At 65.6% G+C, this 13,154-nt stretch carries 11 protein-coding genes; 2 read left to right on the plus strand and 9 right to left on the minus strand.

Features of this window, described 5'->3' with window-relative positions; all coding sequences use genetic code 11:
• Nucleotides 1-234 precede the first annotated feature (234 nt).
• Together SHTP_RS17230 and SHTP_RS17240 are read left to right on the plus strand one after the other, a co-directional pair.
• The gene (locus SHTP_RS17230; RefSeq protein WP_096371255.1) at nucleotides 235-1,401 is read left to right on the plus strand and encodes a PPE family protein; all 1,167 of its coding nucleotides are present in this window, start codon (nucleotides 235-237) and stop codon (nucleotides 1,399-1,401) included.
• 884 nt (nucleotides 1,402-2,285) lie between these two features.
• Nucleotides 2,286-3,254, plus strand: coding sequence for a PPE family protein (locus SHTP_RS17240; RefSeq protein WP_015355222.1), 969 nt, complete (start codon nucleotides 2,286-2,288; stop codon nucleotides 3,252-3,254).
• Nucleotides 3,255-3,322: 68 nt separating this feature from the next.
• On the opposite strand, the gene SHTP_RS17245 is transcribed toward SHTP_RS17240, so the two are convergent.
• From SHTP_RS17245 to dxr, 9 genes are all read right to left on the minus strand, one after another.
• On the minus strand, nucleotides 3,323-4,078 hold the full coding sequence (locus tag SHTP_RS17245) for a gamma-glutamyl-gamma-aminobutyrate hydrolase family protein (RefSeq protein WP_231991153.1): 756 nt from the start codon (nucleotides 4,076-4,078) through the stop codon (nucleotides 3,323-3,325).
• 114 nt (nucleotides 4,079-4,192) lie between these two features.
• A complete protein-coding gene (locus tag SHTP_RS17250; protein ID WP_020788093.1) occupies nucleotides 4,193-4,744 on the minus strand; it encodes an alpha/beta hydrolase in 552 nt (183 codons plus the stop codon).
• A 209-nt stretch (nucleotides 4,745-4,953) separates the two neighbouring features.
• On the minus strand, nucleotides 4,954-5,811 hold the full coding sequence (gene map, locus SHTP_RS17255; protein ID WP_012393640.1) for a type I methionyl aminopeptidase: 858 nt from the start codon (nucleotides 5,809-5,811) through the stop codon (nucleotides 4,954-4,956).
• A 104-nt stretch (nucleotides 5,812-5,915) separates the two neighbouring features.
• Complete coding sequence (locus SHTP_RS17260; protein ID WP_036427447.1) at nucleotides 5,916-6,500, minus strand: DUF1707 SHOCT-like domain-containing protein; 585 nt, start codon at nucleotides 6,498-6,500, stop codon at nucleotides 5,916-5,918.
• Nucleotides 6,501-6,611: 111 nt separating this feature from the next.
• On the minus strand, nucleotides 6,612-8,426 hold the full coding sequence (locus tag SHTP_RS17265; RefSeq protein ID WP_096371258.1) for a penicillin-binding transpeptidase domain-containing protein: 1,815 nt from the start codon (nucleotides 8,424-8,426) through the stop codon (nucleotides 6,612-6,614).
• Nucleotides 8,427-8,606: 180 nt separating this feature from the next.
• On the minus strand, nucleotides 8,607-9,461 hold the full coding sequence (locus SHTP_RS17270) for a GNAT family N-acetyltransferase (RefSeq protein WP_096371259.1): 855 nt from the start codon (nucleotides 9,459-9,461) through the stop codon (nucleotides 8,607-8,609).
• Nucleotides 9,462-9,512: 51 nt separating this feature from the next.
• The gene (gene ispG / locus SHTP_RS17275) at nucleotides 9,513-10,676 is read right to left on the minus strand and encodes a flavodoxin-dependent (E)-4-hydroxy-3-methylbut-2-enyl-diphosphate synthase (protein ID WP_096371260.1); all 1,164 of its coding nucleotides are present in this window, start codon (nucleotides 10,674-10,676) and stop codon (nucleotides 9,513-9,515) included.
• A gap of 22 nt (nucleotides 10,677-10,698) precedes the next feature.
• Nucleotides 10,699-11,913, minus strand: coding sequence for a M50 family metallopeptidase (locus SHTP_RS17280; RefSeq protein ID WP_096371261.1), 1,215 nt, complete (start codon nucleotides 11,911-11,913; stop codon nucleotides 10,699-10,701).
• A 19-nt stretch (nucleotides 11,914-11,932) separates the two neighbouring features.
• The gene (gene dxr / locus SHTP_RS17285) at nucleotides 11,933-13,141 is read right to left on the minus strand and encodes a 1-deoxy-D-xylulose-5-phosphate reductoisomerase (RefSeq protein ID WP_096372530.1); all 1,209 of its coding nucleotides are present in this window, start codon (nucleotides 13,139-13,141) and stop codon (nucleotides 11,933-11,935) included.
• Nucleotides 13,142-13,154 lie beyond the last annotated feature (13 nt).

The raw sequence follows: 13,154 nt of genomic DNA on the forward strand, positions 1-13,154 counted from the left end.
TAGCACCAGGCTCGTTGTGCGGCCATTCCAAGGCTGACACGGAGCCGGCGAAACCTACACCCGGTCAGCAATCTCGCTGACCCGTGCGACTTGTCATGCCCTAAACGGCGCACCCAAACATGTCCAGAAGAAGTGCATGTTCTGTTGCGCCACAAACTAATTCGTCATGCCCGCGGCGACAGACACGCCAACGCACCAAGCCAGCCAACCGGCGCAAGACCCGAGGAAATAGCAATGGACTATGCAGCTTTACCACCCGAAATCAACTCCGCTCGCATGTATGCCGGGCCAAGATCGACATCCATGCAGACCGCGGCAACAGCCTGGGACGCGTTGGCCACCGAGCTCTATTCGGCGGCCAGTTGCTATAGCTCCATCACCGCGGGACTGGCCGGCAAGTGGCAGGGCCCGGCCGCTACCGCGATGGCCCAAGCCGCCGCGCCCTACGCGGCGTGGCTCAGCACCACCGCGGCCCAGGCAGAGCTAGCCTCAGCCCAGGCAAGAGCGGCCGTCAGTGCCCACGCCGGCGCGTTCGCGGCGACAGTGCCGCCACCGGTGATCGCCGCCAACCGTGCCCATCTGGCAGCGTTGATCGCGACCAACCTACTAGGTCAGAACAGCCCGGCGATCGCGACAACCGAGGCCAACTACGAACAGATGTGGGCACAGGATGCGGCAGCGATGTATGGCTACGCGGGTGCTTGCGCGAGCGCCACACGGCTGACGCCATTTACTTCACCGCCGCCGATCACCGACCCGGTCGGGTTGGCCAGACAAGGTGTTGCCGCCACGCAATCGACCGGCGCATCGGCGGCTGCGCCAAGCCTCGAGGCCGTACTGGCGGCATCTCAGGTGATCACAACGCTGCCCGGGACCCTGGCTGGGCTCGCCACCGCACCCATCATGACATCCCTGAATAGCGCCTTCACGTCGTTGTCAACGTCGCTTTCGAAGCTGAGCTCACTGGCCGTGCCGCTGAACTTCGCCATGTACGCGCTGAACTTTCTCGATAAGGGGATCGGATTTACCAAAGCCGCAACCGGTTCGCTCACTGCCGCGGCCACAGGTGCGGTCAAGGCGGTCGAGTCCGGGGCGCAATCGCTGGGATCGGTTTCGCTGGGAATCACGGGTAGCGGTGCGGCACTGAGCGCCCCAATGGGCCCCGGCATGACGGTAGGGGCGTTGTCGGTTCCGCATTCTTGGATCACCGCGCCAGCCACAAGTGCCGTCGCCGCGAACCTGCCGAGCAGTTTGTCCTCGGTCGGCACCCTAGACAGCGGCACCGCAGGTATGCCGTTCATGCCGTTGACCGGCATGGCCGGGCGCAGCGCCAACGGCCCTGCCGCCTCCCGGTTCGAGCTGCGCTCAACGGTGGTACCCCGTTCCCCGGCCGCCGGATGACCCAAACGATGACGGGATGCTGTTGGGGCCCACGCCGCATCGGGCCCCGATCACGTGCCCGTGCTCAGTTACCCAGCTGAAAATGCCATTCCTCTAACCAATCTCAAAGGTTTCTTCCAGCCCCCAACAATGCTGGCGCTGTATGTTTGCGCCACTGTGACCTTCCCATGCGCGGCTTCTCCCCGACGATGGCAACGCGCCGTCGTCGTTGTTGTCGTCGCGGTAGGTCTTTTTGCCGCCGTCATCGCGGGCTGGGCACTGCGGTCCGGGCTTTCTGCCGCGGCACTACTGCAACCCGCAGCATGGTCGCAGGCGATCCCCGATATCGGCCACCTGCAGCTCGCTCACGGCCCACAACCCGTGAACCATAGCGATCAAGACGCTCCTCCCGCGCATCAGAAACCCTTCAGAAACGCTTGGATGACGCGGGATCGGCCGCCAAGCCAGGCCCACCTTGGGCCACTTTCGGCCTGGTCGCCGACGAGTGGTTGGGTAACCCGGGGCTGGCAATCCCAGCTGATCCACGTGCACCCGCCCGGTCCACCGGCGGCGACTGCCGCTGACCGAGATATCTTGACCGAGTTCTGCGTCGCTCGGCGCTGATCGTTCCCGACGGTTGTGCTGCAGCACAACCGGTTACAGGTGATTGCCAACCACGCGCTTTCAACGCGTCTGCGCTGGTTGCATGACGCCGTTCTTCGTTCTTCGATGCGGTAACCCCTTCGCGGGATGCCATCGAATGCCAACGATCCCGAGCACATCGATAACGGGACAACAGCGGAATCAACCCGTCCCCCAGCGCTTTAGGAATTGATCATGTCTTTGCGGCCCACTCCTGCCATCCCCCGAACATTTGTCGCGCGGAAGAGGCCGAAGAGATAGCCATGGACTTCGGAAAGTTGCCACCGGAGGTCAACTCCGGCCGAGCTCGTCCGGGCTCCCTGCAGGCCACCGCGGTGGCGTTGCGCGGGTTGACCGCCGGGATGCGCCAGATTGGAGCGGAATGTAGTTCGATCGCCGCCGGGCTCACCAGCGGGTGGCGCGGGCCGGCGGCGGTGCCGGTGATGCGGGTCATTGCGCCGCACTGGGCATTGCTCACCGCCCTGGCCCGCCATGCCAGTCAGACCGCGGTTCAGGCCGAAACTGCCGCGCAAGCCTACGAACAGGCAGCAGCAAAGATGACATCGGCACAGCTGATCGCGCCCAACCGCATGATGAGAAAGTGGTTGTCGGCGAACAACTTTCTGGGCCAGGCCAGCCCGGTTATCGCCGAGCTCGAAGCCGAGTACGACCGGGTGTGGGTGCACTGCGCCGACGCCGTGCACGACTTCGCCGGCGCCCTGGCTATCTCACCGAGGTCGACGCCGTTGACCTCCCAACTCGTCGCCATCGGGTTCACGAAGCTGGCCCACCGTGGTTCGCCCGTTGCCTGCGGGACAGCCGCCATGGATAGCCTCGCGATCATGACTACCGGCACTCAGGTGGTTTCATCAATTCCGCGAGCGCTCAAGGCCCTGTCTGCGCCCTATGCGTCATTGGGTGCCGCGATCTCCCCAGCGGCTTTGTCGCTGTCAAGACTGAGTTCGGTTGTCCTACGGTCAAATCTCGCGGCCCGCACGCTACATGTCCTGGAAACGGCTACCGCCTCGGGCCTAGCACGAACCACCGTCGCAGACAGTGGCGGTAGCCAGCTTTTGGTCGACGTTGATCACGCAACGTCGATCGGAGCGTTGTCGGTGCCGCAGGCGTGGATAACAGCGATTGCCGCCAGCCCCGTCGTCTCGGTGCTACAACGCACCGGATGGATCTGCGAACCAATCGGTGACGCCGTCGGCAGTGAGCCGCCGGGGTAGCGCCCACACTAGGGCGCAGCCAGGTCGGCGGAGGCGAGTGCGGCGTCCAATCCGAAGGGCCGATCCGCTCACCCGCTCCTGCGCGACCGGGCGGCATCAACCACCGCCGAGAACAGACGCAGATCCTCCAATGACTCCTCGGAATGCCACTGCACGGCCAACACGAAGTTCTCCCCCGGCAGCTCCAGCGCCTCGACCACGCCGTCGACATCAAAGGCGCTGACCACCAAGCCTTCGCCCACCTCGGCGACGGCCTGGTGGTGGTAGCAACGCACCTGCGCGGATTCCCCGATCAAGGTCGCCAACCGGGTCCCGGGCACGGTACGCACCGGCAGCGAGGAAAACACCGCGTTGCCTGCCCGGTGTCCGTTGTGCCCGAGCACATCGGGCAGGTGCTGGTGCAGCGTCCCACCGAATGCGACGTTGAGAACTTGAGCGCCGCGGCAGATACCGAGCACCGGTAGCCCCCGTTGCAGCGCACCGCGCAGTAGCGCGAACTCCCAGCTGTCCCGGATCGGTGCCGGCTCGTCGGTGGCCGGATGCGCCTGTTGGCCGTAGGCAGCGGGGTCGACATCCTTACCTCCGGTGATGACCAGGGCATCGAGGCTGTCGAGCACTCTGTTGGCAGCATCGGCATCGGCCCGCTGCGGAGGCAGCAGCACGGCGATGCCACCAGCCATGGTGACACCGTCGAAATAGCTGGCGGGCAGAAAACTTGCGCTGACATCCCAGACACCAGTCTTGGCCTGGTCCAGATATGTGGTCATCCCCACGATCGGTCCCGGTCCAGCGGCGTTCAAGACCACCCGTCCTCTCCCCATCATGCTGGAGCATCCGCATCGCCCAGCGTGGTGTCATGCCGAATATTTCAACGGAAACGGTTGTGGCACAAGACTAGACATCCCCGGCCCGCTCGCGAAAGGCCAGGTTGGCGGCACCTACCAACCGCTGGTGCGCAGCACGATCTCGGTGGCCAGCTGGGCCGTCGACTCCTGCGCGTTGCGTCGGCCCAGCAGCTCAACCACCCGATACTCGGCGTAGACCAACTGCTGGCTGTTACGGGCCGCTTCCCGCACGGCCGCCGAAGTCACCAGCACGGTGGTGGCGATCTCGACGGGCGGACACGAGTCATCACGAACGACGCCCTCGGAATCGGCGATCGCCGGATGGCCACGGTCAATTGCGACCAAGCCGGCGAACCTGCCCAACCTCGTCGCCGCCAGTTCCCAGGCGAGTTCGGCGCCCTCCCGATCGCCGACCACCACCGCCCACTTGATACCCAGGGCATCGAGGATGCCAACCACGGATTTTGACGTCAGCCGCGGGTCGGCGCCCACCACCACCGTTCGAAGTGAGGCGGTATGCAGCCGCTCGCACACCGCGTCATACGCGGTGACGGCGCGTTGATCGGCACCAAGAATGACGACGACGACGCCATTTGCGGGACCGGCCACTGCCACTTGGACCGGGAATCCGTCGAGCGTGGTCATCAACGAGGGCACCTACGCAAGTTACCGCCAATCGACCAGAGCGTGCCACGAGTTCATCCAGTCGCAGTCCCGCGACACCTCGAGCTTCCTGCGGCTAACCACCCGGTAACGGGTCAACCGCCGACGCCACCGAGCATGGCGAGCAGACGCAAAATCGCACCGGCACGCGGACGGCTACGCGAGTTTGCGTCTGCTCGCGTGTGGAGAGCTCATGGCAACGTGAGAATCTCGGCACCGGTATCGGTGACCAGCAGCGTGTGTTCGAACTGCGCGGTCCACTTGCGGTCCTTGGTGACCACCGTCCAGTCGTCATCCCAGATCTCGTAGTCCAACGTGCCCAGGTTGATCATCGGCTCGATGGTGAATGTCATCCCGGTCTGCATGATCGTCTCCACCGCAGGCTGGTCGTAATGCAATACAACCAGCCCGTTGTGGAAGGTGGTACCGATGCCGTGGCCGGTGAAGTCGCGAACCACGTTGTAGCCAAAGCGATTTGCATACGCCTCGATCACTCGCCCGATGACCGACAACGCCCGTCCGGGTTTGACGGCGTTGATCGCCCGCATCGTCGCTTCCCGGGTGCGCTCCACCAGCAGCCGGTGCTCCTCGGAGACGTCGCCGGCCAGGAAGGTCGCGTTGGTATCGCCATGCACCCCGTCGAAGTAAGCCGTGACATCGATGTTGACGATGTCACCGTCGGCGATCACCGTCGAGTCGGGTATTCCGTGGCAGATCACCTCGTTGAGCGAGGTACAGCACGACTTGGGGAAGCCCTTGTACTCCAGCGTCGACGGGTAGGCGCCGTTGTCGACCATGTACTCGTGGGCGATCCGGTCCAGCTCGTCGGTCGTGACCCCGGGTGCGACCGCTTTGCCCGCCTCGACCAGTGCGCCGGCCGCGATCCGCCCGGCCACGCGCATCTTCTCGATGACCTCAGGCGTCTGCACCCATGGCTCGGTCCCTTCGCGGGCCGTCGGCTTGCCGACATACTCCGGGCGCGCGATCCACTTGGGCACCGAGCGCATCGGCGAGAGAACTCCGGGGGAAAGCGCGGTGCGAGCAGGCATCCCGCTAGCTTAGTCGCGCCTGGCCGGTGACTCGCACCTCACCGGGAGCGCCCGGCCCGCCGTCACATCCCGCCCCGATGGTCGCTGCCTGGACGAACCGCTGGTTACACCTGATGGCGGCGCAGCAAGGCCCGGCGCGGACCCCGGATCACCACGGAGCCGCACACCACCTGGCCCGTCACCACGACATGCGGTGTGCCTTCACCAGGGGCATCCTTGCGACGGTCGCTGGCACTGCCCACGTAAACCTCGACGTCGTCGATGGAGGCGCTGGCCCCCTCGGGCAGTCTGAGCTCGAGTGAGCCGAACCTCATGTCGAGTTCGATCACCACCACGGGTCCCGCGAAACGCGCCTTGGTCAGGTCGAGTTCGATCGAGCCCAGCCGGCGAACCAACGCCAGGCGAGTCGGGACCATCCATTCGCCATGGCGCTTCAGCGACCCGGCCCAGCCACGCAATTCGACCCGGTCAGCCGCGGATGTGACGATGGCACCCGGCCCGGGCAGGTCACAGACCAGCCCGTCCAGTTCGTTCTGGGTGCGCGCAAACGACACCCGAGACGAACGCTGCTCGAATTCATTGATGTCGATCAACCCGAGCGCTACCGCGTTGTGTAAACGGCGCATCGTGCCGTTCCTGTCGGCGTCGGAGACCCGCAACGCCACCATCTCTGCACCGGAATCCGTCATGGCCTTTTCCTGATGTCCCTCGCTAACGGCGATCATCCGCCTCTCCTGGCAACTTACCGCGGTTGCGGGATCAGTGGCGACGCCGCGGGCCCAGCCAGGCGCCCACAGCGGCTAGGTCAGGTACCCGGGCGGCATCAGCTCGAACATAATCTTGGTCATCCGCACGGCGTATTCCGAGCTGCCACCGCCGACAATCAGCGAGGCGAACGCCAGGTCACCGCGGTATCCGGCGAACCAGGAATGCGACCCGCCCGGGAATTCGGCTTCACCGGTCTTGCCGAAGACCTCGCCGCACCCGGCGATCTCTTTGGCGGTGCCGTTGGTCACCACCAGGCGCATCATGGGGCGCAGCGCGTCCACCATCTTCGGGCTGATCGGCGCGCCCTCACCCGTCACCTGCGTGGGCCGACCGACGATGAGCTGCGGAACCGGTGTCCTGGCCGCGGCCACGGTGGCCGCCACCAGCGCCATCCCGAAGGGGCTGGCCAGCACCTTGCCCTGGCCGAACCCGTCCTCGGTGCGCTCTGCCAGGTCCACCGTCGGGGGCACCGAACCGGTGACCGTGGTGAGGCCCTCCACTCGATAGTCGAGCCCGATGCCGTAGCGAATGGCCGCCTGCGTCAACCCGCGCGGGGGCATCTTGCTGCTCAGTTCCGCGAAGGTGGTGTTGCACGAACTGGCGAACGCGCGTGATAGCGGCACTACGCCGAGATCGAAGCCGCCGTAATTGGGGATCGTGCGATGGCCGATGTCGAGTTCGCCGGGGCAGCCGAGCATGGTGTTGGGGGTGGCCATATCGCGCTCGACGGCCGCACCGGCGGTAACGACCTTGAAGGTTGACCCGGGTGGATACAGGCCGGTGGTGGCAACCGGGCCGTCGGCGTCGGCGGCGGCATTCTGCGCCACCGCCAGAATCTCTCCGGTCGAAGGCTTGATCACCACGATCATTGCCTTGCCGCCCCTGGCGTCCACCGCGCGCTGCGCGGCGTTCTGCACGGCCCGATCCAACGTGATGGTGACCGACGGCGCCGGTGACGGTGCCACCTCATGCAGCACCGCCACGTCCACACCGTTCTGGTTGACGCTGACCACCCGCCAGCCCGCCTCGCCCTCCAGCTCGTCGACCACGGCTTTCTTCACCTCGGTCATGACGACTCCGGCGAAATGATCGTCGGTCGGCAACATCTCGGGCTGAGGCGTGATCACCACACCGGGCAGGTGGCCGATCGCTTCGGCGACCCGACCGCTGTCGTCAGGACGCAGGGTGACCCCCAAGTCCAGCGGGTACGTCAACGAACTGGCCTGCTCGGCGAGCAGCTGCGGGTCGTTGAGCGTGTCGTTGAAGGGGTGCAGGGCATCAACCGCGGCGTGGGCGGTCCCGATCAGGTTGCGGCCGGCCTCGACGGCATCCAGAGCGTAGTGATACACGTAGCCCGGCACGAGCACGTCGGTGCCGCCGAGCTCGTTGACCGACGCCCGCCGGGGCGGGTCGGCGCGCAGGGAAAACGTCTGGTGCTCCCCCAGCTTGGGATGCAAGCCGGTGGATACCCAGCGGACCGCCCAGCGCCCCTCATCGCGGGCCATCTTCAACTGGCCGTCATAGGTCCACGTCCGATTCTTGGGAAGGTGCCAGGTGAAGCGGTAGACGACGGTGCCCGTGTCCTCGGCATACTTCGAGCTGAGGATCTGCGCGTCCAGGTGGGTCGCCTGCAGACCCGCCCACGCGGCGTTGAGCGCTTCCCGGGCTTCGTTGGGGTTGTCGCTGAGCTGGGCCGCGGTCGCGGTATCGCCAACGGCGAGCGCGGCGAAGAATTTCGCGGCAGCCGGCCCCGGGCCCTCGGGGCGGGGCGTGCAGCCTGGCAGCGCCATGCAGCAGACCAACAAAAGGGCTGCGCCAGCTGAGGCCAATGTTGCTCTAGTTACCATCGTTACTGATGGTAAGAACAGTGACGCCAAGGAGGGCGTAGACACACCGAGACGTTGCTCTAGTTACCATCGTTACTGATGGTAAGAACAGTGACGCCAAGGAGGGCGTAGACACACCGAGACCCAACCGTTATGTCGGATCTGGTTGACGCTACGAAGGGGTTTGGTGCAGGAGGCTGCTCAGTCGAGCAGCACTGTGGCGAAGGTGCCGACTTCCTTGAAGCCGACGCGCGTGTAGGCGGCGCGGGCGACCGTGTTGAAGTTGTTCACGTACAGGCTGGCGATGCGCCCGCTGCCGACGGTCACCGCGGCAAGCGTGGCGGTTCCCGCGGTACCCAAACCCAGGCCGCGCCGCTCCGGATGAACCCAAACCCCCTGGATCTGCCCGACGGCCGGAGACTGCGACCCCACCTCGGCCTTGAAAATCACCTCACCGTGCTCGAACCGGGCCCACGCCCGCCCGGCCGCGATGAGGCTGGCGACCCGGCGGCGATAACCCCGGCCGCCGTCTCCGAGGCGAGGATCGATGCCCACCTCACCGATGAACATGTCCACGGCGGCCACCAGGTAGGCGTCCAACTCCTCGGGTCGGACCTGGCGTACCTCCGGGTCGATCGCGCAACTGGGGTGGGTGTTGATGGCCATGAGCGGCTGGTGGTCACGCACATCGCGGGCCGGCCCCCAGGCCGACTCCAGGCGCTGCCACATCGGCAGCACCAGATCGGCCCGGCCCACCAGCGACGAACACCGCCGCGCGGTGCTCTTCGCCTCATCGGCGAACGCGTTCAAATCGATCAATTCACCGCGCAGCGGGATCAGGTTGGCGCCGGCGAAGCACAACGACTCATCCACTCCGTCGCGCGTCCACAGTTCCCCGCCAAGCGAATTGGGCTCGATTCCGTAGTCGGCCACCCGCGTGGCGACCATGCACGATTCGACCGGATTCTCGTCGAGCACTCGCCACAATGCGGCAACGTCACGCACCACAGACACCCGAGGTTCGCCGACAAGGCGCATGATGGGCGGAGCCGACATCTCAGATCTCTCTGTGGTGCGAACTGAGGCCAGACAATTCACTGACCCCTATCAGCTTACGGTCACAATAGGCGCACCGCTTGATGTCGTGCCCGGATCCTCAGTTCCCATTTCTGCGGCGATGCGCATCGCCTCCTCGATCAGGGTCTCGACGATCTGCGCTTCGGGCACCGTCTTGATCACTTCGCCCCGCACAAAGATCTGGCCCTTGCCGTTGCCCGAGGCCACTCCCAGGTCAGCCTCACGCGCTTCACCAGGACCGTTGACGACGCACCCCATCACGGCCACCCGCAACGGAACGTCAAGACCGTCCAAGCCGGCGGTGACCTCGTTGGCCAGCGTGTAGACGTCAACCTGAGCGCGTCCGCAGGACGGACAGGACACGATCTCAAGGGACCGTGGTCGCAGATTCAGCGACTCGAGAATCTGGTTGCCGACCTTGACTTCCTCCACGGGTGGGGCCGACAACGACACCCGGATGGTGTCACCGATGCCACGGGAGACCAGCGCACCGAAAGCGACCGCGGACTTGATGGTGCCCTGAAAGGCCGGACCGGCCTCGGTGACCCCCAGGTGCAGCGGATAGTCACATTGGGCCGCCAACTGCTCGTAGGCGGCGACCATGATCACCGGGTCGTTGTGCTTGACGCTGATCTTGATGTTGCCGAAACCATGCTCTTCGAACAACGACGCTTCCCACAGGGCAGACTCGACCAGCGCTTCGGGCGTGGCCTTGCCGTACTTCTGCATGAACCGCTTGTCCAGCGAGCCCGCGTTGACCCCGATGCGAATCGGAATGCCAGCCGCCCCGGCCGCCTTGGCGACCTCCCCCACCCGGCCGTCGAACTCCTTGATGTTGCCCGGATTCACCCGCACGGCAGCGCAACCGGCATCGATGGCGGCAAAGATGTACTTCGGCTGGAAGTGGATGTCGGCGACCACCGGAATCTGGCTGTGCCGGGCTATCTCGGCCAGCGCGTCAGCGTCCTCTTGGCGGGGGCAAGCCACCCGGACGATGTCGCAGCCCGCCGCGGTCAGCTCGGCGATCTGCTGCAGCGTGGCATTGACGTCGTGGGTCTTGGTGGTGCACATCGATTGCACCGAGACCGGGTAATCGCTGCCGACTCCGACATCGCGGACCATCAGCTGACGCGTGGTGCGGCGGGGCGAAAGCGTGGGCGCCGGAGGCTGCGGGATGCCCAGGCCAGTGGTCACTGTGACCCCTTCTTTCTGGTTCTTATTGGAACAACCTGATCGGGTTGACCAAGTCGGCGGTGACGGTCAACAGCATGTATCCGACCACGAAAACCAGCACCACATAGGTCGCTGGCATCAGCTTGAGATAGTTCACCGGCGCCGCGGCCACCTTGCCGCGGGCCGCGCGGATCATGTTGCGAATCTTCTCGAACACCGCGACGGCGATATGGCCGCCGTCGAACGGCAACAGGGGCAGCAGGTTGATGGCCCCGAGGATGAGATTCAACTGGGCCAGGAAGAACCAGAAGGCCACCCACAGCCCGTGGTCGACGGTGTCGCCGCCGATGATGCTGGCGCCGACCACGCTGATCGGCGTCTGCGGGTCACGCTGGCCGCCCCCGATGGCGTGGACCAGCGCGCCGACCTTGGTCGGGATGGCCACCAGCGCCCTGCCCACTTCGACCGTTAGGTCACCGGTGAAGGCGAACGTGGCGGGCAGCGCCGACAGAATCCCGTATTGCGTCGGCCCGGACTGGGCCGCACCCACCCCGATAGCGCCGACAGTCGCGGGCTCGAGTTGATTGCCCTGCTCGTTGGGAACCCAGCGGCGGGTGGATTCGATGACCACGTTGGCCGTCACCGTGGTTCCGTCGCGTTCGACGACGATCGGCACGCTGCCGTGCAGCTTGCGAATGGCCGTCGCCATCTCGTCGAAGGTGGAGACCGCGGTGTCACCGACCTTGACGACGACGTCACCGGCGCGCAGTCCGGCTAGCGCCGCGGGCCCCGGCCCGGTGCACTGCTCCAGTTTTCCTTGAGCCGTTTCCGGTGCGACACAGCCGGTTTCGCCAATGATCGCCTGGGTGGGCGGGTGCGGGTTCGGCAGCCCCCAGACCACTGCGATGCCATAGATCAGCACCAGGCAGATAACGAAGTTCATGCCAGGCCCGGCGAACAGGACCGCCACCCGCTTCCAGGTCGCCTGTTTGTACATCGCCCGGTCATGTTCGTCGGGCTCGAGATCCTCCACCGGGGTCATGCCGGCGATGTCACAGAAGCCACCCGCCGGAATGGCCTTGACCCCGTACTCGGTTTCGCCTCGGCGCGTCGACCACAAGGTGGGACCGAAGCCGACGAAATAGCGCCGCACCTTCATTCCGGTCGCACGCGCTACCCACATGTGGCCGCACTCGTGCAGCGCCACCGATATCAAGATGGCGAGTGCGAAGAGCACAATGCCGACAACGAACATCATCAGCCTCTATCGACCTTTCTCAAGCCAGTCCGGAGACCTTCTCGCATGCGCCGGCCGGGCTTGCTTTGGCGATCGCACGCTGTGCCCGCTGCCGCGCCCAACGCTGCGCGTCAAGTACGTCATCCACGTTAGCGGGTGAAACGGCCCATTGGTCGGCAGCGTGCAGCACGTCGGCGATAGTTCCCACGATGGCGGGGAAACTGATCCGGCCGGCGAGGAAGGCCGCTGCCGCTTCTTCGTTGGCCGCGTTGTACACCGCGGTCATGCACCCGCCGGTCTCGCCGGCATGGCGAGCCAGCTCGACGGCGGGAAACACCTCGTCGTCCAGCGGCTCGAACTCCCACGTCTGAGCCTGACTGAAATCGCAATAACGGGCCGCACCCGGCACCCGGCGCGGCCAGCCCAACGCCAGCGAGATCGGCAATTTCATGTCCGGGGGGCTGGCCTGGGCGATGGTCGAACCGTCGACGAAGGTGACCATGGAATGCACGATCGACTGCGGATGCACGACGACCTCGATGCGCTCGTACGGGATGCCGAACAGTAGGTGGGTTTCGATGAGCTCGAGTCCCTTGTTGACCAGTGAGGCCGAGTTCAGCGTATTCAGCGGGCCCATTGACCAGGTCGGATGGGCACCGGCCTGCTCCGGGGTGACCTCCTGAAGGTCGGCCGCCGACCACCCCCGAAACGGCCCACCCGAGGCGGTCAACACTAGTTTGGCGACTTCGTCGGGGGTGCCTGCGCGCAAGCACTGAGCCAGCGCGGAATGCTCGGAGTCGACCGGCACGATCTGACCGGGTTGCGCGGCCTGCAGTACCAGTGGACCGCCGGCAACCAGCGATTCCTTGTTGGCCAAGGCCAGCCTGGCCCCGGATGCCAGCGCGGCCAGCGTCGGGCGCAGGCCCAATGCGCCGACGAGCGCGTTGAGGACGACGTCGGCCTCGGTCTCCTCCACCAGCCGGGTGACAGCGTCGGGCCCCTGGTACGCAATGTCGCCGGCCAGTTGCGCCGCCCGCTCGTCGGCGATCGCAATCTCCGTTACGCCGGTCTCGGCGCGCTGTCGCAGCAGCGTGTCCAGATTGCTGCCCCCGGCAGCCAGCCCGACGACCTCGAAACGGTCCGGATTGGCGGCGATGACTTCCAGCGCCTGGGTGCCGATCGAACCCGTGCTGCCCAGCACTAGCACGCGCAAGCGGCCGTCGGCGGACCCGTCGGTGGCAGTAGTCACTCCATCATTGTGC

The organism is Mycobacterium ulcerans subsp. shinshuense (assembly GCF_002355775.1).
In the GTDB taxonomy this organism is placed as follows: domain Bacteria; phylum Actinomycetota; class Actinomycetes; order Mycobacteriales; family Mycobacteriaceae; genus Mycobacterium; species Mycobacterium marinum.